Source organism: Streptomyces sp. NPDC016677, assembly GCF_055562815.1.
Genome location: NZ_JBVHEO010000023.1, coordinates 16,862 through 37,233 on the forward strand (window position 1 = coordinate 16,862; position 20,372 = coordinate 37,233).

A 20,372-nucleotide genomic window follows, 5' to 3' on the forward strand; every position below is an offset into this window, starting at 1 on the left:
ATGGCCCAGGACTCGGCCACGATTCTCGCCGAGACGGTCGCGGGCGTCTGTGTCGTCCTGGCGGTGGGATCGGTACTGGTCCCGCTGCTGCGGCGCCTGCGACAGCCGCCCGTGATCGCCGAGATCCTCGCCGGCATCGCGCTCGGCCCGAGCCTCCTGGGCCTGCTCCCGGGAGATCTGCCGGACCTGCTGTTCCCACCCGAGACCCGGGCCGGCCTGTCCGCCATCGCCCAGATCGGCATCCTCCTGTTCATGTTCCTGATCGGGTGGGAGATCGATCTGCGGCAGATCCGGACCCACAAGAACGCGGTGCTCGGGATCTCCCTCTCGGCGATCGCCGTACCCTTCGGCACCGGGGTGGCCCTCGCGGCCTGGCTGTACGGCAACCACGACAGCGTCGGCGGGCACCACGTCGGACAGACACCCTTCGTGCTGTTCGTCGGCACCGCGATGGCCATCACCGCGTTCCCCGTGCTGGCCAGGATCATCCTCGAACACCGGCTCCAGCACACCCGCGTGGGCATCCTTGCCCTGGCCAGCGCCGCCGTCGGCGACGCCCTCGCCTGGTGCATGCTCGCGTTCGTCTCGGTGATCGCGGTCTCCACCAGTTCCGGCCACGTCTACACGGTGATCGGCGGAACTCTGCTGTACGCCGCCGCCCTCATGGCGGTCGTGCGCCCGGCGCTGCACAAGGTGATCAAGGCGATGACGCGGAACGACGTCGTCTCGCCGCGGCTGCTGCCGCTGATCGCGGCCGGCGCCCTCGGCTGCGCGTTCGTCACGCACTGGATCGGACTCGACGCGATCTTCGGCGCGTTCACCTTCGGGCTGATCATGCCGCGCTCCTCGGTGAAGCTCCTGAAGTCCTCGGTCAGCCTTCCGTTCGAACACATCACCACGCTGCTGATGCCGATCTTCTTCATCACCACCGGACTAGCGGTCGACGTCACCCGCCTCGGCGGCGCCGGCCTCCTGGAGCTGACCGCGATCGTGCTCGTCGCCTGCTTCGGCAAACTGGCCGGCGCCACCGGGGCGGCCCGCGCCGCCGGCCTGACCTGGAAGGAGTCCTCGGTCATCGGCGTACTGATGAACACCAGGGGACTCACCGAACTGATCATCCTGAACGCCGGGGTGAGCATGGGCGTCCTGGACGAGCGGATGTTCACGATGATGGTGCTGATGGCACTGGTGACCACCGCCCTGGCCGGCCCGCTCGTCCCCCGCAAGTCCTACGCGCGCGGCGCCGCCGACCTGCCCCTGCCCGAGGCGGCCCTGCCCCGCGCCAAGTGACGGCCCGCTTCTCCCGAGGCCCCATGGAGACCGAGATGCCCTATCCCTACAGAAGTGCCTTCGTGACCGGAGCGTCGAGCGGCATCGGCGCGGAGTTCGCCGCGCGGCTGGCCCGCCTCGGCGTCGCCCTGACACTGGTCGCCCGCCGGGAGGACCGGCTCAAGCAACTGGCGGCCGACCTGGGCGACACCCACGGCGTGCGGGTCGACGTCCTCGCCCTCGACCTCGGCGACGACACCGGCCTGGAGACGGCGTGCGCGCGGCTGCGCGAGCCGGGCGAGCGCGCCGTCGACCTGCTCGTCAACTGCGCCGGCTACGGCTCGGCCGGCTACTTCCGCGACCTGTCCCTGGAGCGCGAGGCCCACCAGATCCGGGTCAACCTGCTGGCCCCGGTGGCCCTCACGCACGCCGCCCTCGGGCAGATGACCGAGCGCCGGCACGGCGGCGTCCTCAACGTCTCCTCCATCGTCTCCGGACTGCCGATGCCGAAGTCGGCCGTGTACGGCGCCTCCAAGGCGTTCCTCGGATCGTTCGGGGAGAGCCTGTACATGGAGGCGCGCAGCAGCGGGGTGCATGTCACCACCGTGCGCACGGGGCTGGTCCGCACCGAGTTCCACGAGGCCGCGGGGCTGGACACCGCCGGCCTGCCCAAGATGGCCTGGCTGACACCCGGTCAGGTGGTGGAGCCGTCCCTGAAGGCCGTCGCCAAGGGCCGGGCGTTCGTCACGCCCGGTGCCATGAACCGGATGCAGCCCTACTTCCTGGGCGCCACACCGCGGCCGCTCCTCCAGGCGGTGGTGCGGCGCATGTACCGCGTATGACCTTCGCACCACAGGAGAGCGGGCCCCGGCACACCAGGTGCCGGGGCCCGCTCTCCTCTGCGGCCTACTTCTGCCGGGCCAGCGGCGCGGCCGAGGCGCGCGCGCCGCTGACAACGGTGTCGTCCAGGTCCACCAGCCCTAGCTCCAGCGCGAAGATGACCAGGCACAGCCGGTTGCGCAGACCCAGCTTCCGCATCAGCCGCTGGACGTGCGAGCGCACGGTGTTGACGCTCACCCACAGCAGGTCCGCGATCTCGGCGTTGTCCCGGCCGGAGCCGATCAGCGCGAGCACCTCGCGTTCCCGCTCCGACATCACACCGAGCGTGGCCCGCGCGTCGCGGTTCACCGTCCACTCGAAGGCGAGGTGTCCCGAGCTGAGCTGATCGCAGTGCAGCACCTCCTCCGCCATGACGGTGCAGCCCTGCGCCACCAGGAGGGCCGCGTCGGCCAGTTCACGGTCCGGGGCCGTGCTCAGGACGATGCCGCGGGCGCCGAACCACATGGCGCCGGACAGCTCCTTGAACGGCTCGTCCGCGACGAACAGCGCCGGCGCGTGCGGAGCGGACGGGTGGGACGTGAAGCGGTGGGACAGCATCATGCTGTCCCGGTCGACGGCGGCCACCACGAGGTCCACCCGCGGTGCGGGTTCCCGCCCGCACGGGAGCACCTCGAACTCACCGAGGCGGGTGAAACGCTCCTGAAGAGTGCGGCGTCTGACATCGTCATTTCCCATGACGCGCACGGATATCAATGACTCCCCCTGATCATCGACGGTTGCGCCGGCTCGACGCGGGACGCGGGCGCGCTACCTCCTCACCGTCCGTCGGACACCCGCCTTCTCCAGCCTCGGCACGACCTCGCTCGCGAAGTACTCAAGTTCGCCAAGATAGTCGACAAACGACAGCGCGAGGCCGGAAACGCCTGCTTCGGCGAAGGTGACGATGCTGTCAGCTATCTCGTCCGGCGTCCCCACCAGCGGAAAGCCGCCGTGTCCGGCCGCAAAGCGCGGTCGGAACATGTCGATTTGCGCTTGGCTAAACGACTGGGGGTTGATGCCCTGGCCGCTCATGACGGTGTCGACGCCCGCCCAGTCGGCGTTCTCCTCGGCGTAGTAGCGCAGGTACTCCTCGGCCTCGGCGTGCGTGGGCCGGCACACCACATAGGCGTTGGAGAGCACGCCGACCCGGCGGCCGCCGTCGCGGGCCGCGGCCTCCTGGACGCTGTCGACCAGGGCCGTGCCCCGCTTCGGGTCGAAGGTGGCGGTCAGCAGGAAGTCCGCGTTGCGGGCGGCGAAGCCGCGGCCGGCCGGTGACACGGCCGCGTTGATGACCGGCAGCCGCCCGGCGGCCGGGCGGGGAGCGGTCCGCAGCCCGCGCAGGCCGGGGAAGAACTCGCCGTCGTGGTCGAAGGGTTCCTCGCTGCTCCAGAGCCGGCTCACCACGTCCCACCACTCCTGGGCGTGGGCGTAGCGCTGGTCGGGGCTGCCCGGCAGGTCGAGGCCGAACGCCTCGTACTCCGCCTGGTACCACCCGGCGACGATGTTGAGCCCGGCCCGGCCGCCGCCGATCCGGTCGAGGGTGGCCAGCTGCTTGGCGGCGACCACCGGCGGCAGCAGCGCGCTGTGCACGGTGGCGAAGACCGAGACGCGCTCGGTGGCCGCGAGCAGACCGGCGGCCCAGGTGATCGTCTCCAGCACGCTGTCGTGGAAGGTGGTGCCCGGCCAGCCGATCCAGCGGCCCACCGGGAGCAGGAAGTCGATCCCCGTCCGGTCCGCCAGACGCGCGAGCCGGAGGTTGTCGTCCCAGCTCCCCGACCAGCGTTCGGGGACGGTGGTGATGGCCAGGCCGGATGATGCGTTGGGCGCGAACAGCCCCAGCTTGAATCCGCCCTCGGCGGACATCGCGTGTGCCATGGAACCCTCTCCGGGTAGCTCGGAAGCTCGACGTGCCCCTCCGGGACCCGGGGGAGCACGGAGGGGGCACGTTCACCGTGGCAGAGGGCGATTAAGGCGCCGTAAGAGCGGGGCAGTGCCGGAAAGGGCCGCCGTGAGTCAGCCGGTCCAGGTGCCGCGGGCCTGGTAGGCGGGGCCCCAGAGGGTCTTCATGGCCATCCGCATCGGCGCCGGCATGAAGGAGCGCACGCGCCGGAGGTTCTCCTCGGACGCCTCGTCCAGGAGCCAGGGGAAGAGCTCGGCGGCCCCGGTCGGACCGAGGCTCTCGCGCTGTACGGCGGTGAAGGCCTTCCACTCCTGCGCGGTGAGCGCCTCCTGGATGTAGGGGAGGCCGTCCGCCTCCTCGTGCTCCAGGTGCGACTCCAGACAGGTGGCGAGGTCGGCCACCGCCTCCTCGACCCGGTCCGCCGGGGTCAGCGGGTCGGCGAGCACGGCGTCCACCCGGGCCAGCAGCGGGTCCAGCCGTTCGTGCTCGGCCTCCAGCTCCCGGAGCGTGGCGAGGGTGCCGGGGCGGTGGGCGAGGCCCTTCACCATCCGGGGCCACAGGTCCCGGTCCTCGCCCTCGTGGTGGATGTGCAGCTGCGACTTGAAGATCTGCCAGCCGGTCGCCACCCGTTTGCGGGCCAGCGGGTCGTCGCCGTGTCCGCGGCCGGCCGCGGCCTTCTCCAGGCGCCTGAGGTCCCGGCGGAAGGCGTCGTGGCTGACCAGCATGATGGTGAGGTCCACGTGGCTCTTGGTGTGCTTGGCCATCCTTGCTCTCCGTTTCTCGTCGTTCTCGTCGTCCTGCTGTGCCCTCCGCGCGTCGTCGCCTCGTCGCACGTCCCGGCACGCCGATGGGCGGCCGGGAAGGGGAGGCCGGCCGCCCATCGGGGATCTGCGGAACGCGAACGGGGTCAGGCGCGCTTGCGTCCCACCACGGCCGTCGCGTGCGCGGGCAGCCGCAGCACCTGCTCGACCTCCAGGCCGGCCTCCTCCATCCAGGCGCGGCACTCCGACGCGGTGTACTCGTTGCCGGCCGGGGACTGCATCATCATGGTGAGGCTCATCAGGAGGGTGTCGGCGTCCCGGCGGTCGTCGTCGATCATCGGGTCGTAGACGATGACGGCGCCGCCGGCCGGGACCCGCGCGGCGGCCTGCGCGATCAGTCCCTTGCGGGTGGCCACCGGGGTGTCGTGCAGCACGTTGCCGAAGATCACCACGTCCGCGCCGGGGATCTCGTCGACGTAGAAGTCGCCGCCGTGGAACGTGGTGCGGTCCAGCACGCCGCGCTGGCCGGCCAGTTCCTCCAGGAACGGCTTCATGACCGGGCGGTCGAAGACCCCGCCGCGCAGGTGCGGGTGGGCCTGGAGCAGGGTGCCGGCCAGGTTGCCGCGGGCGCCGCCGATGTCCACGAAGGAGGTGTGCCGCGACCAGTCGTACTGCCGCGCCAGCTCGGGGCCGATGGCGCTGTTGAGGCTGTCCATGGCGCTGAGGAACTGGCGCAGCCGCTGCGGGTCGCGGAAGATCTGCGCGAACGGGACCTTGCTCTTGTCCTGTCCGTGGGCGTCGCCGGTGCGCAGCATGTCCGCCAGCGTCTCCCAGCCGGCGCCCATGAACTCCGTCGTCATCCGCAGGAAGCCGCCGACGTAACCCTGCTGACCGGGGATCAGGTTGCGGGCGGCGGCCGGGCCGTTGGCGTAGACGCCGTCCGCGTCGCGGGTCAGCAGGCCCAGCGCGGTCAGCGAGTCGAGGAAGTCGGGCACCCCGCGTTCGTGCAGACCCATGCGGTCCGCTATCTGCCCCGCCGTGCCGGACTCCTTGCTGAGCGCCTCGAACAGGCCCATCTCCATCGCCGTCATGAGCAGCTTGCTGCGCATGAACGACCAGCCGATCAGCATGATGTCGAACGCGTCGTCCAGAGGGGCGCCGGGAGCCGCCGACATGGTCTTTTCCGAGGTGGTCATGGAAGTTTCCTTTCGATTCACGGTCAGGCCGTCCACATGCCGACGTTTTCCAGAGCCGCCCGATCGGAGTCCAGAACGATCCGGTGAATCAGGCGGAGATCGTCACCCGGCTCGATGCCGAGTTCGTCCACGAGGCACTTCCTCGTGGTGCGGTACACCTGCAGGGCTTCGCCACTGCGGCCCGACAGGAAGAGGGCGATCATCAGCAGCGCGTGCAGCCGCTCGTTGTAGGGGTTGGCGGCGACCAGCTCCCGCAGCCGGGCGATGGCCTCACCGCGCCGCCGGCCCAGGCGCACCTCCAGGGAGATACGGCCCTCCTCGACCCCGATCCACGACTCCTCCAGCCGGGAGGCGGCGCTCTGCACCAGCATGCCCTCGCGCAGTCCCACCAGGGGCGCCCCGCGCCAGAGTTTCGACGCTTTCGAGAAATGCTGGAGCGCGGTTTCCGCGTCGTGGTTCTCCAGGGCCGCCATGGCGAGTTCGCGATGCCGGTCGAATTCGACGATGTCGAGCATTCCGTCGCCGATGGAAAGATAGTACCCCGGCGGTTCCCCGATGAGGAAAAGATCGCTGCCGGCGCTGCTGCTGTGCAGCATTTTCCGGAGCTGCGAAATGTATACGCGCAGCGCCTGGAGTGCCGTACGGGGCGGTCCCTGCGGCCACAGTTCGTCGATGAGGGACTCGATGGAGAGTACCCGGTGGTGATTGACCAGAAGGGCGGCGAGGAGCGCACGGAGCTTGTGCGCCTGCGGGGTGAGAATGCGATCCCCGTCGTGCACCTGCAATTGTCCCAGAAGCTTGAAACGCACGTTTGTGATTCCCCCGTTGCGAATGAGCTGCTACTGATACGGTGTCAGCTTGTGCATGGCTCCGGCGAAGAATCCGAGGGGCCGCCCTTGGCGCCTCAGGAGGCCGGTGTCGATGACCCGGCCCACGATGATCACGTGATCGCCGCCCGGGATCTGCTGATCCACCTCGCAGGTGACGTAGGCCAGGGAGTTGGTGAGGACAGGGCTGCCGCCCAGGCCCGGCAGGGAGTTGACCTTGAGGAACCGGTCGACCCCGGAGGCGAAGAGGCCGGCGATGCCGCGCTGCTCCTCGGACAGGATGTTCACGGTGAACGACGAACCGACGTCGAGAGCGGCGCGGAACGAGGATCTGTCGTGCAGGCAGAACAGGACCAGAGGGGGATCGAGCGAGAGGGAGGTGAAGGAGTTCACGGTCACTCCGAAAAGCTCTCCGGAGTAATTTGCCGTGATGACCGTCACGCCGGTCGCGAAACGCCCGAATATCGCGCGTAGCTGTCGCTGATCGATGAGTGCTGCTGCTTCCGCCGCGGTGGCTTGCTGTGCCATCGGTGCTTCTCTTCCTGTTTCATGTCGAGAGGCGTGTGATTGTCCGAGGGGACGGAAAGGGAATGGGCCCCTCGATGTGCGCGCTGACCACAGGAACTCGGTATTTTCTCTTCGATGGCTTGAAGCTACCAGAGCCCGACAGGGGTCGCATCAACCCCTCGGACGAACCGCGTCCGCCTCTTTGGAGCGGGTTCCGGGGAATACGGATGCGGCCCGGGACGCGTTCGCGCCCCGGGCCGCATCCGTATTCCGCGCGAGCTCAGAGCATCGCCGTACCGCCGTCCACCAGGAGGTGGCTGCCGGTCAGGTACGACGACCGGTCCGAGGCGAGGAACACGATGGCCTCCGCCACGTCCTCGGGGGTCCCGTTGCGCTTGACGGCCGTCCGGTCGGCGTTGGCCTTGCGGACGTGCTCCGGCACGTCCGACGCGAGCGAGCTGAGGATGAGCCCCGGCGCCACCAGGTTGACCCGCACGCCGGCCGGGCCCACCTCGCGGGCGAGCGTCCTGGCCGCCGCCTCCAGCGCCGACTTCGACATGGACAGCGCGCCGAAACCCTCGGGGGAGCGCCGGGCCAGGGTGGCGCCGACGGCCACCACCGCGCCGCCGTCACCGCGGTCGATCATCCCCGGCACCAGGGCGTGCACGGGGTTGAGGAAGGCGGCCAGCTGGGCCTGCACCACCTGGAGGGCCTGGGACCGGGGTGCCTTGAGGAGCGGACCCGGCCGGGCGGTCCGTCCGTCCACGCCCGCCGCGTTGGCGATCAGGATGTCGACCGGCCCGACCTTCTCCTGGGCCAGGGCGGCCAGTCGGTCGACCTCGTCGGCGCGGGTGACGTCGGCCCGCAGGGCCACCGCGGTGCCGCCGGCGGCCTCGATCTCCTCGACCACCTGGCGGGCGGCGGCTTCGCCGGACCGGTAGTTGACCACGACGGCCGCGCCCTGCCGGGCGAGCAGGCGCGCGGTGGCGGCACCGATGCCGCTGCTGCCTCCGGTGACCAGGGCGGACTTTCCGGCGAAGGGCTGGTACTGAGCGGTGTCGTCCATCGCGAGTGCCTCTCTGTTCTGTGGGTGTGGGCTGGGTCAGCGTCCCGATCCGGCCTTCAGACGGCGGAGCGGGAGCAGGAAGACGAGCAGGAAGACCAGGCAGTAGACGACCACCTCGTAGCGCAGGCCGGTCTTCAACGAGTCCGAGAAGTGCTGCTGGCGCGCCCGCTCCAGGGAGGTGTGCACCAGGCGCGGCACGGCGGGGTCACCGGCCCGGCGGGCCCGCTCCTGGAGCGTGGCGCACTCGGGTACGGAGCCGGCCCGGTCGTCGGTCCGCGCCTGGGCGGTGAAGCAGTCGACCAGGGAGCGCTCCAGGGCCCGTGCCTGGCCGGCGGAGACCGGCAGGCGCCTCAACTCGGAGTGCAAGCGGGGTACTTCATGCTGTGCGGCGGCGCTCGCGTTGCCGCTCAGCAGGCCGAAGAAGATCGCCCCGAGTACCGCGACGCCGACCGCGTTGCCGGACTGGCCCACCGTGGCCTTGACGCCGGCGGCCGAACCGGCGCTCGGGCCGACCGCCTCGGCGAGCACGACGTCGTTGACCGTGGTGACGATCAGGCCGAGACCCAGGCCGACGACGAGACCGGCGGGCGCCAGCTTCCAGAAGGACAGGCCGGTCGGGTAGGCGTCCAGTGTCACCATCAGCGCGACCATGCCGAGCGCCATCACGGCGGCGCCGGCCTGGACGAGGCGCTTGCCGAGCCGCGGCATCAGCGGGATGGCGATGCCGGAGGCCAGCCCGGTGCCGAACGCGATGGGCAGGAAGGCCAGGCCGGTGCGGAGCGCGGACCACTCGTAGCCGGCCTGCAACTCGACCGCCAGGACCAGGAAGAACGCGGAGATGCCCGCGAAGCTCACGAACTGGACGACCAGGCCGGTGCCGAAGGAGCCGCCGCGGAACAGGGCGAGGTCGACGACCGGCTGGCCGCCCCGCTTCTCCAGCGCGCGCTGGTGCCAGAGGAACAGGCCCAGGGCCGGCGGCGCGAGGGCCAGCATGGTCCAGATCCACCAGGGCCAGCCCGCGTCCCTGCCCTGGATCAGCGGGAAGGTCACCAGGGCCACCACGGCGGTGCCGAGCACCGTGCCCACCAGGTCGAGGCCGGGACGTCGCGCGGAGCGCCGCTCCGTCACCAGCAGGGTCGCCCCGACCGCGGCGATCAGCCCGATCGGCACGTTGATCAGGAAGATCATCCGCCAGCCGGAGCCGAACAGGTCCAGGTCCACCAGCGCGCCGCCGACCAGCGGCCCCGCGATGCCGGCCAGCCCGGTGACGCCGCCGAGCGCGCCGAACGCCGCGGCGCGGTGCCGGCCGGTGAAGGTGACGTGGATGAGCGCCTGGACCTGCGGGAACATCAGGGCCGCCGCGAGGCCCTGGAGGAGCCGGAACAGCACGATCTGGGTGCCGCTGGTCGCGGTGCCGCACAGCAGGGAGGCGGCGGTGAAGGCGAGCACGCCCCAGACGAAGACCCGGCGGCAGCCGAAGATGTCACCGAGCCGGCCGCCGGCCACCAGCCCCGCGGCGAAGGTCAGCTGATACCCGGCCAGGATCCACTGCACCTGGGCGTAGCTCGTGTGGAACGAGGTCTGGATCTCGGGGGAGGCGACGGTCACGACGGTGACGTCGAGCAGTTCCATGAAGGCGGCCAGGAGGATGACGGCCAGTCCGAGCCAGGCGCGTCGCGACGGCGGCGGAGGGTCGGTGGGGGCCGTCGGGGCCGCGGTGCCGGTACTGAGTTCACTCACGAGGGGCTCCCGCAGGTTGCCGGACGAGCAAATAGTTAGTACCCTAACGAACGATTTCCATCATGGTCAACCGGCTTTTGCTCACCGGTTCGGCGGCAGGAGATACTGTGGTGACCAGGCAGCGAGCGGAGGTGCGGGTGCCCAGGCAAGAGGCTCACCAGGCACGGGCCACGGACGACGTAGGGCCGACCTGGCTACGGAAGAGCATCGCTCCCAAACTGCGGCTGGCCGCCAAGGAGTCGCGCGGGTTCTTCGAGGACGAACTCGGCAAGTCCGGGGTGACCTTCGCGACGTGGACGATCCTCGCGACCCTGAAGCTGGAAGGGTCCATGATCCAGCGCACGCTCGCCCAGTACCTCAGCATCGAGGGGCCCACGCTCTCCCGGCATCTGGAGACGATGGAGCGCCGCGGGCTGGTGGTCCGCACCCGGGACGGCGCCGACCGCAGGACGGCCGTGGTCGCCCTGACCGACGAGGGCCGGTCCCGGTACGAGGAGATCGAGTCCGTCGCGCTGCGCAGCCAGGAGCGGATGCTGCGCGGGCTCAGCGACTCCGACGTGGCGCAGCTCAGCGAACTGCTGGAGAAGATCCGCTCCAACGTCAGGCCCGACTGAGCGGTGGCCCTGGGCGGCGGTGTCGGCATGGGGGGTTCCTCGCCTCGGCGACGCGTCCGGTCGCGCTTGCGCGCGTGCTTCCCGCATCTCAGCCGACGGTGGTGAAGCGGCCATAAGGCGGCCGAAAAAGGGGGGGCGTCCACCGGCTCGCCGGCGGACGCCCCTTCGGTCCCCATCGGAGTGTGCGAGAACGCCGACGGCCGTCCCCCGCCAGGACGCGCGACACGCCCTGACGCCTGGTTCCCGGTGGCGGCGGGGACCTCCGCACCGCCGCCACCGGGGTCACTCGGTGATGAAGTCGCCCATCATCGCCATGTCCTCGTGCTCCAGGTTGTGGCAGTGGATCATGAACGCGCCGGTGTAGTCCGTGAACCGCGTGACCACCTCGACGGCCTCGGCCGGCCGCAGGTCCACCGTGTCCTTCCAGCCGTGGTCGTAGGCGCCCGGGGCCCGGTTGTTGCGGGAGACCACCTGGAAGTGGTCCAGGTGGAGGTGGACCGGGTGGTGGAAGTTGGTGGTGAAGCGCCACACCTCGGTCTGTCCCAGCTTCGGCCGGGCCAGGGCGCGGCCCGGCTGGTACTCCTTGCCGTTGATCGTCCAGCCCGCGCTGGACCCCCGGAAGTGGAAGTCGCGGGTCACCACGGCGCGGTCCGCGTCGAGCCGGGCCACCTCGCTCAGCTTCTCCGGCACCCTCGTGTCGTCGGCGGGCGAGCCGGAGCCGACGTCGAAACGCATGACCTCGGCGGTGGAGCCGTCCCCGAACCGGTTCAGCAGCCGCACCTTGGTGCCGGGCCGGTAGCGGGCGAAGTCCACGACGACGTCGAAGCGTTCCGCCGGTGCCAGCTCCAGCGAGTCGTGGCGGCGCGGCCGGTCCAGGAGGCCGCCGTCGCTGCCGATCTGCACGAACGCGCCGCCGCCCGCGGGCTGCGGGTCCAGCTCCAGCTTGTACAGGCGGGCGTTGGAGGCGTTCAGCAGCCGCAGCCGGTAGCGCAGGCGCTCCGTCTCCAGCACCGGCCAGGGCGCCCCGTTGACCAGGATCACGTCACCGAGCACACCGTTCATGTAGGCGTCGGTGACACCCGGCACATGCAGTTCCGGGTCGATCCACGGGTACGCGAACTGCCCGTCCGCGCCGAAGGACCGGTCGGCGATCATCAGCGGGATGTCCCGCTCGCCCCGGGGCAGCGGCAGCCGCTCCTCCTCGTCGTCGTGGACCAGGTGGAACCCGGCGAGGCCCATCCACACGGCGGCGCCCGTGTATCCCATGCGGTGGTCGTGGTACCAGAGCGTGGCCGCCCGCTGGTCGAACGGGTACGTGTAGCTGCGGGAGCCCTCGGCCAGGTCCATCGCCCCGTGGTCCATGGCCATGCCGTGCTCGCCGCCCGACATGTCCATCGCGGCGGTGTGGGCGTCGTAGGAGCCGTCCGCCGGCAGGATCAGTGACGTCGGATAGCCGTCGCTGGCCGCCGGGGTGTGACCGCCGTGCAGATGGACCACGGCGGGCCGGTCCAGTTCGTTGCGGTGCCGCACGACGGTGCGCCGTCCGGAGCGCGAGACGAGGGTGGGCCCCGGGAAAGTCCCGTCGTAGGTCCACGCCTTGGTCCGCAGGCCGGGCAGGATCTCCAGCTCGGCGGTGCGCTGGGTGATCTCGTAGGTGTCGGTGGAGCCGCTCGTCGACACCGGCTTCAGCACCGCGGGTACCGGGAGCGGCACCTGATAGGGCTTCGGCAGTTCGGCGTCGCTGGTCAGCAGTCTGCCGGGGCGGCCCTCGGTGACGTAGTCGCTCAGCAGTGGCCAGCCCGCCGCCGTGAGGGCGCCGACGCCCAGGACCGCGCCGCCCGCGCCCAGGAAGGCACGCCGCTTCACGGGACCAGCTCCGTCTCGACGGCGCTCTCGCGCACGGGCCGGGCGGCGCCGGCCGGCGGCAGGGGCGTGGTCATCGCCCGCTGCGAGAGCACGGCGACGGCCGAGACCAGGATGACGCCGAGCAGGACGTGCGCGGCCACGCTGCGGTTCAGGCCGAGCATCATCTGGCCGATGAGCGCGAGCAGGACCACGACGGAGGCCGGGAGCACCGACCTGGGACCGCCGGCGCGGCGGACGAGGAACGCGGCCACGGCCATCAGCACGGCGACGACCACGATGGCGCGGCCGAGCAGGCCGTGCATCCGCAACATGTCGAAATGGCCGCCGAGGAAGCCGCCCGCCAGAGCGGCCTGGGCGAGCATCAGCAGGGACTGGAGGATCGCGGAAACCCGCAGGGAGATCAGGGACTTGCGTAACGACATGGGTCTACCTCAACGGCGTCGTGGGACAAAGGCGCATGTGCCCAACAGTTCGTGAGCTATCAAATCGTCTTGTCGTACCCATGCGCAACCCCGGCTCCCGCGCGCGGGCGCGGAACCGGAGTCCAGCCGATCTTGACCCGCGGCGATTAAGCGCCGATAAAGCGGGCCGTGGAGTCCGCCTCAAGCGGGGCATTTCCGTGTTTCCCGGAAGCGGCGCGCTGCCTACGCTTTCCCGGCGCAGCCCCCTTCCCACGACCTGTCCCACGGACCGGAGGCCGGCCCATGCCGACGCACACCCACTCCCGAACCCCCTGGACACGACGGCTCGTCGCCACGCCCGACGGCGCCCCCCGGCTGGTGTGCTTCCCGCACGCCGGCGGCTCCGCCAGCTACTTCCGGCCGCTCGCGATCGCGCTCTCGCCCCGCGTGGAGGCCGTCGCCGTGCAGTACCCGGGGCGGCAGGAGCGGCGCGCCGAGGCCCCGCTGGAAAGCGTCGAGCAGTTGGCGGACGAGGCGTTCGGCGCCCTGCGCGCCACGCTGTCCGGCCCGTTCGCCTTCTTCGGGCACAGCCTCGGCGCCCTGGTCGCCTTCGAGGTGGCCCGGCGGTTCGAGGCGGCCGGCGGGGAGCGTCCCCGGTGGCTGTTCGCCTCGGCCGGCTGCGCGCCGTCGGTGCTGCGGCGGCCCACCGCCCACCTGGCGGACGACGCGACCCTGCGCGCCGAACTCTCCGCGCTCGGCGCCGCCGACCGGGGCGCGCTGTCGGCGGCCGAGATCCGCGCCCTGCCGCTGCCCGCGATCCGCGCCGACTACCGGGCCGTGGCACGGTACCGGGCGGACCCCGCCGCCCGTATCGGGGTCCCGGTGACCGCGCTGGTCGGCACCGAGGACCCGATCGTCTCCCCGGACGACGCCGCCGCCTGGGCCCGCCACACCACCGCGGCCGGTGCCGTACGGGTCTTCGACGGCGGCCACTTCTACCTCGACCACCAGGTCCACGGCGTGGCCGGCACCGTCCTCGAAACGCTCGCCGCACCGCTCGCCCAGATCTCCCCGTGACCCTCCGCCGGCCCTCCGCCGACCGTCCGCGGGCCGGTTCGCGTCCGCCGGTTCACGTCCGGCCGCCACCGTGCTTTGGCCCCGCTTAATCGGCCCTCCCTACCGTCGAGGAGCACCGCCGCTCGGGCGGGTGGACCCCTGACTCATCCCTTGGAGAGCCGATCGATGACGAGTGTCACTGGCCAGGTCAAGCCCGCCGACGTGTGGCGGAAGGCGGACGACGCGAAGAAGTTCCTCGACCAGGCGGCCATCGAACTGGCCTCGGTCAAGCGGGAACTCGACGAGCTGCTGCGGGTGACCACCGGCAGCCACGTGCTGGACGTCGGCTGCGGCACCGGCGACGACGTACGGGCCCTCGCCGAACGGGTGGGCCCGGCCGGCCGTGTCGTCGGCCTGGACTCCAGCGAGGAGCTGATCGCCCGGGCCCGGCCCGCCGCCCCCGGCGCCGCCGAGGTCGAGTTCCTGCACGGACAGGCCGGCGCGCTGCCCTTCGCCGACGCCACCTTCGACGCCGCCCGCGCCGAGCGGGTCATCGAGCACGTGCCCGACCCCGCGGCGGCCGTCGCGGAGATGCTGCGGGTCGTCAAGCCCGGCGGACAGGTGCTGGTCACCGACCCCGACCACGGTCTGTGGGCGCCCGACCTGAGCGACCTGGACGTCACCCGCACCATCATGAACTGGTGGAGCGACCACGTCCCCAACCCGTGGGTCGCCCGCCGGCTGCGCGGACTGTTCACCCGGGCCGGCGCCGTGGACGTCACCGTCAAGCTGCAGCCGGTCGTGCTCACCAGCCTGGCCGCCGCCGACTCCCTGACCTGGATCGGCAAGGCCGCCGCCGTGGCCGGCGCCCAGGGCGTCGTCGACGAGGCCGCCGCCCGTACCTGGGGCGAGGAACTGCTGCGCCGGGACGCCGAGGGCACCTTCCTGATGTTCGGCACCTTCGTCGTCGTCACCGGGACCAAGAAGTGACGGCCCGGACCTTCGTCGAGGAACACGCGCGGCTCGCCGAGCACTGGTTCGCCAAAGCCTGGGCCGGCGGTGACGTGAGCATCGCCGACGAGGTGTTCGCGCCGGACTTCGAACTCAACGGCCGGACGGTCGGCCCGGACGGCCCGCGGCGCAGCGTACGCGCCGTGCACAGCGCGTTCTCCGACATCGGCGTCGGCCTCGACGTGATCGTCACGGACGGCACGCACGTCGTGACCCACTACACCACCACCGCCCGGCACACCGGCACCTACTGCGGCGTCCCGGCGTCCGGCCGCTGGATCAAGGTCTCCGGGATCGTCATCTGGGAGATCCGGGACGGCAAGGTCGTGCGGGACCGCAACGTCTTCGACACCGGCGAGGTCGTCGCGCAGATCTCCCCACCGGCCGCCACCACCGCCCACGCCAAGTGACTGCGACAAGGAGCATGTGACATGAGTGAATCCGGTACGGCCCCGCAGGACTACGACGTCATCATCCTGGGCGCGGGCAGCGCCGGCACGGTCCTCGGCGCCATCCTCGCCCGGCACGACGTACGGGTGCTGCTCATCGACGCGGCGGTGCACCCGAAGTTCGCGGTGGGGGAGTCCACCACCCTGTACACCCTCAAGGGCTACCGGCAGCTCGCCGAGCGGTACGGCATCCCGGAGCTGGAGTACCTCACCTCGTACGAGTCGGGGCTGGAGAACATCGGACCGACCTCCGGCGTCAAGAAGCACTTCGGCTTCATGCTGCACAAGGAGGGCGAGGAGCCCGACCCGCTGGAGGTCAACCAGTTCAGCCCGCCGTCCAAGGCGTTGCAGACGGGCCACCTCTTCCGGCAGGACACCGACGCCTTCCTCTTCCACACCGCCATCAAGTACGGCTGCGCCGTGCGCCAGGGCTTCCGGGTGGCCGACATCGACCTCGGCGAGGACGAGGTCGCCGTACAGGACGCGAACGGCGAGCGGTTCACCGCCCGTTACCTGGTGGACGGCAGCGGCTTCCGCTCCCCGGTCGCCGACAAGCTCGGGCTGCGCGAGGGCCCCGACGCCCTCAAGCACCACTCGCGGTCCATGTTCACGCACATGATCGGGGTGAAGCCGACCGACGAGGTGCTGCGCATGGAGCCGGAGGACCTGCCGCCCATCCCGTGGGTCGAGGGCACCATGCACCACATGTTCGAGCGGGGCTGGATCTGGTCCATCCCGTTCAACAACGAACCGCGCTCCAAGAACCCCCTGGTCAGCGTCGGCCTGACCTTCGACGAGCGGCTCTACCCCAAGCCCGAGGGCGTCACCCCGGAGGAGGAGTTCCGCGCGTTCGTGAAGCGGTTCCCGGCGGTGGAGCGGATGTTCGCCGACGCGGTGACCGTCCGGCCGTGGGTCTCCACCGGCCGGCTCCAGTACACCTCCAAGGAGACCGTCGGCCACCGCTGGTGCCTGATGTCGCACGCGGCGGGCTTCCTCGACCCGCTGTACTCCCGCGGCCTGACCAACACCACCGAACTCATCAACGCCTTCGCCTGGCGCCTGCTGGACGCGCTGCGCGAGGACGACTTCGACGTGGAGCGGTTCCGCTACGTCGACACGCTCCAGAAGGGGCTCATCAAGTACAACGACGCCCTCGTCAACGCCTCGTTCATCTCGTTCTCCGACTACGAGCTGTGGAACGCCGTCTACCGGGTGTGGGCCGCCGCCGAGGTGCCCATCAACCTCCGCTTCGACCGGTACATCGAGCGGTTCCGCGAGAGCGGCGACGACCAGGTCTTCCGGGACATGGAGAACGTCGAGTTCCCGGGCCTGCTGCTGCCCGACCAGCCCGCGTACAAGGCCGTGTTCGACGAGATGGTGGTCCTGTGCGACGCCGTGGACCGGGGCGAGCTGCCCGCCGCCGTGGCCGGGCGCAAGCTCATGAAGGCCATCGAGGCGTCGCCGGGCATCCTGCGCGGCATCGGCGTGGAGGACAAGAACCGGCGGTTCATGTTCCCCGGCATCCCCGAGCTGAAGGCGATGTCCGCCTGGCTCCTGGACGAGGCGCCCGAGGAGATGCGCTACCTCGCGCCGACCGGGCCCGCGGTCCCGGCGGGCACCGGCGGCGCCGTCCGCGAAGTGATCATTCCCGAGTAGTACGGAAGGCGGGCACACCGTGTCGGACGCGCAGCGGGGAGCGGGGGACGGCCGGCGGCCGGGGCTCCTCGTGGTCCTGGTGAAGGGGCTCTGGACGTGCGCGGGCCACCTCGGCCGGGTCGTCTACGACGGGCTGCGGGCGGCGGGCGCCGTATGGGTGTACATCCCGCCCGACGCCGACGGCCCCGCCGACGGCACGCGGCCGCCCCGCCCGGCCCTCGACGCCCCGCCGGCCGGGCACCCGGAGCGGATGCCGGCCGCGGCCTCGCTGTCCCCCGAGGAGATCGAGCTGTGGGCGCGCTTCTACGCCGACGACTGACCGCTCCCCGCTCTCCCGCTCGCCCTTCCGCCCCTCTCACAACGGAGTTGATGATGCACAAGCGACTGTTCACCTCGGAGTCGGTGACCGAGGGCCACCCCGACAAGATCGCCGACCGGATCAGCGACACGATCCTCGACGCCCTGCTGCGCCAGGACCCGGCGGCCCGCGTCGCGGTCGAGACGCTGATCACCACCGGGCAGGTGCACGTGGCGGGTGAGGTCACCACCACGGCGTACGCCGACATCGCGGCCCTGGTGCGCGAGACCGTCCTCGGCATCGGCTACGACTCCTCCGCCAAGGGCTTCGACGGGGCGTCCTGCGGAGTGTCGGTGTCGATCGGCGCGCAGTCGGCGGACATCGCCCAGGGCGTGGACACGGCGTACGAGAGCCGGGTCCACGGAAACGGGGACGGACTGGACCGGCAGGGCGCCGGCGACCAGGGCCTGATGTTCGGCTACGCCTCCGACGAGACGCCGAACCTGATGCCCCTGCCGATCGAACTGGCCCACCGCCTCTCCCGCCGTCTGGCCGGGGTGCGCAAGGACGGCACGATCCCCTACCTGCGCCCCGACGGCAAGACACAGGTCACCGTCGAGTACGACGGCGACCGGGCGGTGCGCCTGGACACGGTCGTCGTCTCCACCCAGCACGCCGCCGACATCGACCTGGACGGGCTGCTGACGCCGGACGTCCGCGAGCACGTCGTCGAGCACGTCCTGGACGGGCTGGCCGGCGACGGCATCAAGGTGGAGACCGACGGCTACCGCCTCCTGGTCAACCCGACGGGCCGGTTCGAGACCGGCGGCCCGATGGGCGACGCCGGCCTGACCGGCCGCAAGATCATCATCGACACCTACGGCGGCATGGCCCGGCACGGCGGCGGCGCGTTCTCCGGCAAGGACCCCTCCAAGGTGGACCGCAGCGCGGCGTACGCGATGCGCTGGGTGGCCAAGAACGTGGTCGCGGCCGGACTCGCGCGGCGCTGCGAGGTCCAGGTCGCCTACGCCATCGGCAAGGCCGAGCCGGTCGGCCTGTTCGTGGAGACCTTCGGCACCGGCACCGTCCCGGTCGAGACCGTCCAGCGGGCGGTGAACGAGGTCTTCGACCTGCGCCCGGCCGCGATCATCCGCGATCTGGACCTGCTGCGGCCGATCTACGCGCAGACCGCCGCCTACGGGCACTTCGGCCGGGAGCTGCCGGACTTCACCTGGGAGCGGACGGACCGCGCCGCCGCCCTGCGCGCAGCGGCCGAGCGGTAGCCCGCAGGTGTCGCCGGACCCAGCCTTCAGGAGGAGCCACATGTACGAGGAACCGGAGGACCAGCAGCGCGAACGGGACCGGACGCAGGCGCCCCCGCTCGTCCTCGCCGGTGCGGAGGACGACCCGGGCGAGCGGCACATCGTGCGCGGTATCGACTGAACCGGCACCGCACCCCACGCAGCGCAGCGCGCGGCCCCGGCCGCGGCTGCGCTGTCCGTGCTGCCGGTGACCGGCGCGCGCGGTGGTTTGCCGCGGATTGATGGGGGCTTTGCGCCGCGCTGGGACGGTCGGGGGGTCGAACCCGAATCTTCAGTGAGGCGAAAATGGCCAAGTCCGTCAACGAAGAACTGGAACCACCGCCGCTGCGGAACATCCGTTCCCTCACGGGGCTGCGGTTCCTGATGTCCCTCACCGTGTTCGTCTCGCACGTCGCGGTGATGATGCCGGTCCCGCACGTGAACGACGTACTGGGACTCGCCGGTTCCGGCGGCACGTTCTTCCTCGTCCTGTCCGGCTTCGCGCTGACGTGGAGCTTCCGCGGCAACGACACGTGGGGCTGGTTCATGGGCCGCCGCATGGCGCGGATCTGGCCCACCCTGGTGATCGCCGTCGCGCTGCCCCTCGGCTTCGCCCTCGCCGCTCCGGGGACCGACGTGGGGCACATGACCGGCGCCGCGCTGGCCAGCCTGTTCTTCGTGCAGGCGTGGATACCGGGCGTGGTGCTGGAGACCACCAACCCCGTGACCTGGATGCTGTCGTGCGTCGTCTTCTTCTACGCGGTCTTCCTGTGGGCCGGCCGGTTCGCGCTGCGGCGCAGCCCGAGGCAGCTGGCCTGGATCGCCGTCGCGGTCCTCGCCTACGGCTGGGCGCTGCGGATCGTGCTGTGGATCGCCTATCCGCCCAGCGAGCCGCTCTCCCTGGACGACGCGAGCGGACTGACCTTCGGCATCTACTCCCCGCCGGGCCGTGTCCACGAGTTCCTGGTGGGCGTGCTGATGGCCGCGGCCATGCGCCGGGGCCTCAGGTTCCGCTTCTCGGTCGGCCAGGTCACCGCCGTCATCGCCGTCGCCCTCGGCCTGATGTGGCTGCTGGCCGGCTCCTCGGTCCGCAGCGAGGTGCCGCACGACCCGCTGGACCTCGTGATGGCCCCGCTCTACGCCTGTCTGCTCGCCGCCTACACCCAGCGCGAGATCGACGGCCGTTCCTCGCTGTGGGCCCGGCCCGCGCTGGTCTCGCTCGGCAGGATCTCCATGGGTGTCTACCTGTTCCACTTCACGGTGATCTTCACCGTGGCCGCGATGGTGTACCCGGACAAGGAGATGGTGGACTTCTTCCTCGACCCGGTGACGCCGGTCGGCGCGCACTGGCTGTGGGCCGGAGTGAGCCTCGCCGTCTCGCTGCTGGTGGGCTGGCTCGTCCACCGCTTCTACGAGGACCCGGTCGAGCGCCGTATCAGGGGGTTCCTGGACGCCCGGTCGGGACGCCGCCGCCCGGCCGCGCGCCGGCCGTCCGAGACGGGCCGGGACGAGCTGGTCGGCTCGCCGGGGGCCGCGGGGCCCCAGTAGCCCCGCCGGGTCCGCGGGGCCCGAGCA

At 71.2% G+C, this 20,372-nt stretch carries 20 protein-coding genes; 10 read left to right on the forward strand and 10 right to left on the reverse strand.

Going from position 1 to position 20,372, the window contains the following annotated elements:
- Both ACZ3IG_RS34260 and ACZ3IG_RS34265 read left to right on the forward strand, forming a co-directional pair.
- The gene (locus ACZ3IG_RS34260) at positions 1-1,290 is read left to right on the forward strand and encodes a cation:proton antiporter domain-containing protein (protein WP_467437032.1); all 1,290 of its coding nucleotides are present in this window, start codon (positions 1-3) and stop codon (positions 1,288-1,290) included.
- A 62-nt stretch (positions 1,291-1,352) separates the two neighbouring features.
- The gene (locus ACZ3IG_RS34265) at positions 1,353-2,111 is read left to right on the forward strand and encodes an SDR family NAD(P)-dependent oxidoreductase (RefSeq protein WP_467437033.1); all 759 of its coding nucleotides are present in this window, start codon (positions 1,353-1,355) and stop codon (positions 2,109-2,111) included.
- A 64-nt stretch (positions 2,112-2,175) separates the two neighbouring features.
- Here ACZ3IG_RS34265 and ACZ3IG_RS34270 read toward each other — a convergent pair whose 3' ends face one another.
- The 8 genes from ACZ3IG_RS34270 to ACZ3IG_RS34305 all read right to left on the reverse strand — a co-directional run bounded on the left by ACZ3IG_RS34270 (position 2,176) and on the right by ACZ3IG_RS34305 (position 10,145).
- Complete coding sequence (locus ACZ3IG_RS34270; RefSeq protein ID WP_467437035.1) at positions 2,176-2,844, reverse strand: helix-turn-helix transcriptional regulator; 669 nt, start codon at positions 2,842-2,844, stop codon at positions 2,176-2,178.
- Positions 2,845-2,916: 72 nt separating this feature from the next.
- Entirely contained in the window at positions 2,917-4,023 is a 1,107-nt protein-coding gene (locus tag ACZ3IG_RS34275; RefSeq protein WP_467437036.1) for an LLM class flavin-dependent oxidoreductase, read from the reverse strand.
- Positions 4,024-4,161: 138 nt separating this feature from the next.
- Positions 4,162-4,812 (reverse strand): hemerythrin domain-containing protein, encoded by a 651-nt coding sequence (locus ACZ3IG_RS34280; protein WP_467437038.1) that lies wholly within the window; start codon positions 4,810-4,812, stop codon positions 4,162-4,164.
- Between the two features lie 143 nt (positions 4,813-4,955).
- Positions 4,956-6,005, reverse strand: coding sequence for a methyltransferase (locus ACZ3IG_RS34285; RefSeq protein WP_467437039.1), 1,050 nt, complete (start codon positions 6,003-6,005; stop codon positions 4,956-4,958).
- A gap of 23 nt (positions 6,006-6,028) precedes the next feature.
- The gene (locus ACZ3IG_RS34290) at positions 6,029-6,814 is read right to left on the reverse strand and encodes an AfsR/SARP family transcriptional regulator (RefSeq protein WP_437083172.1); all 786 of its coding nucleotides are present in this window, start codon (positions 6,812-6,814) and stop codon (positions 6,029-6,031) included.
- Positions 6,815-6,844: 30 nt separating this feature from the next.
- Complete coding sequence (locus tag ACZ3IG_RS34295; protein WP_467437040.1) at positions 6,845-7,360, reverse strand: flavin reductase family protein; 516 nt, start codon at positions 7,358-7,360, stop codon at positions 6,845-6,847.
- Between the two features lie 259 nt (positions 7,361-7,619).
- On the reverse strand, positions 7,620-8,405 hold the full coding sequence (locus tag ACZ3IG_RS34300) for an SDR family NAD(P)-dependent oxidoreductase (RefSeq protein WP_467437042.1): 786 nt from the start codon (positions 8,403-8,405) through the stop codon (positions 7,620-7,622).
- A gap of 36 nt (positions 8,406-8,441) precedes the next feature.
- The gene (locus ACZ3IG_RS34305; protein WP_467437043.1) at positions 8,442-10,145 is read right to left on the reverse strand and encodes an MFS transporter; all 1,704 of its coding nucleotides are present in this window, start codon (positions 10,143-10,145) and stop codon (positions 8,442-8,444) included.
- A gap of 110 nt (positions 10,146-10,255) precedes the next feature.
- Between ACZ3IG_RS34305 and ACZ3IG_RS34310 the strand changes: the two genes are divergently transcribed.
- A complete protein-coding gene (locus tag ACZ3IG_RS34310; RefSeq protein ID WP_467437045.1) occupies positions 10,256-10,759 on the forward strand; it encodes a MarR family winged helix-turn-helix transcriptional regulator in 504 nt (167 codons plus the stop codon).
- A gap of 282 nt (positions 10,760-11,041) precedes the next feature.
- Here ACZ3IG_RS34310 and ACZ3IG_RS34315 read toward each other — a convergent pair whose 3' ends face one another.
- Complete coding sequence (locus ACZ3IG_RS34315) at positions 11,042-12,625, reverse strand: multicopper oxidase family protein (protein ID WP_467437046.1); 1,584 nt, start codon at positions 12,623-12,625, stop codon at positions 11,042-11,044.
- A complete protein-coding gene (locus ACZ3IG_RS34320) occupies positions 12,622-13,047 on the reverse strand; it encodes a hypothetical protein (RefSeq protein WP_467437048.1) in 426 nt (141 codons plus the stop codon). Before ACZ3IG_RS34320 ends, ACZ3IG_RS34315 begins: the two co-directional genes overlap by 4 nt.
- 282 nt (positions 13,048-13,329) lie before the next feature.
- Between ACZ3IG_RS34320 and ACZ3IG_RS34325 the strand changes: the two genes are divergently transcribed.
- The 7 genes from ACZ3IG_RS34325 (at position 13,330) to ACZ3IG_RS34355 (ending at position 20,345) form a co-directional block, all read left to right on the forward strand.
- Positions 13,330-14,103: a thioesterase II family protein gene (locus ACZ3IG_RS34325; protein WP_467437049.1), complete on the forward strand. Its 774-nt coding sequence runs from the start codon at positions 13,330-13,332 to the stop codon at positions 14,101-14,103.
- Between the two features lie 165 nt (positions 14,104-14,268).
- Entirely contained in the window at positions 14,269-15,072 is an 804-nt protein-coding gene (locus ACZ3IG_RS34330) for a methyltransferase domain-containing protein (protein ID WP_467437050.1), read from the forward strand.
- Positions 15,069-15,503 (forward strand): ester cyclase, encoded by a 435-nt coding sequence (locus tag ACZ3IG_RS34335; protein WP_467437052.1) that lies wholly within the window; start codon positions 15,069-15,071, stop codon positions 15,501-15,503. The genes ACZ3IG_RS34330 and ACZ3IG_RS34335 overlap by 4 nt, the downstream gene beginning before the upstream one ends.
- 21 nt (positions 15,504-15,524) lie before the next feature.
- Positions 15,525-17,198, forward strand: coding sequence for an NAD(P)/FAD-dependent oxidoreductase (locus tag ACZ3IG_RS34340; protein WP_467437053.1), 1,674 nt, complete (start codon positions 15,525-15,527; stop codon positions 17,196-17,198).
- A 19-nt stretch (positions 17,199-17,217) separates the two neighbouring features.
- Complete coding sequence (locus ACZ3IG_RS34345; RefSeq protein ID WP_467437054.1) at positions 17,218-17,517, forward strand: DUF6059 family protein; 300 nt, start codon at positions 17,218-17,220, stop codon at positions 17,515-17,517.
- Between the two features lie 53 nt (positions 17,518-17,570).
- A complete protein-coding gene (gene metK / locus ACZ3IG_RS34350) occupies positions 17,571-18,779 on the forward strand; it encodes a methionine adenosyltransferase (RefSeq protein ID WP_467437107.1) in 1,209 nt (402 codons plus the stop codon).
- Between the two features lie 324 nt (positions 18,780-19,103).
- Positions 19,104-20,345 carry an acyltransferase family protein gene (locus tag ACZ3IG_RS34355; RefSeq protein WP_467437056.1) on the forward strand — a complete coding sequence of 414 codons (1,242 nt, stop codon included), beginning with the start codon at positions 19,104-19,106 and terminating at the stop codon, positions 20,343-20,345.
- The last annotated feature ends 27 nt before the right edge of the window (positions 20,346-20,372 follow it).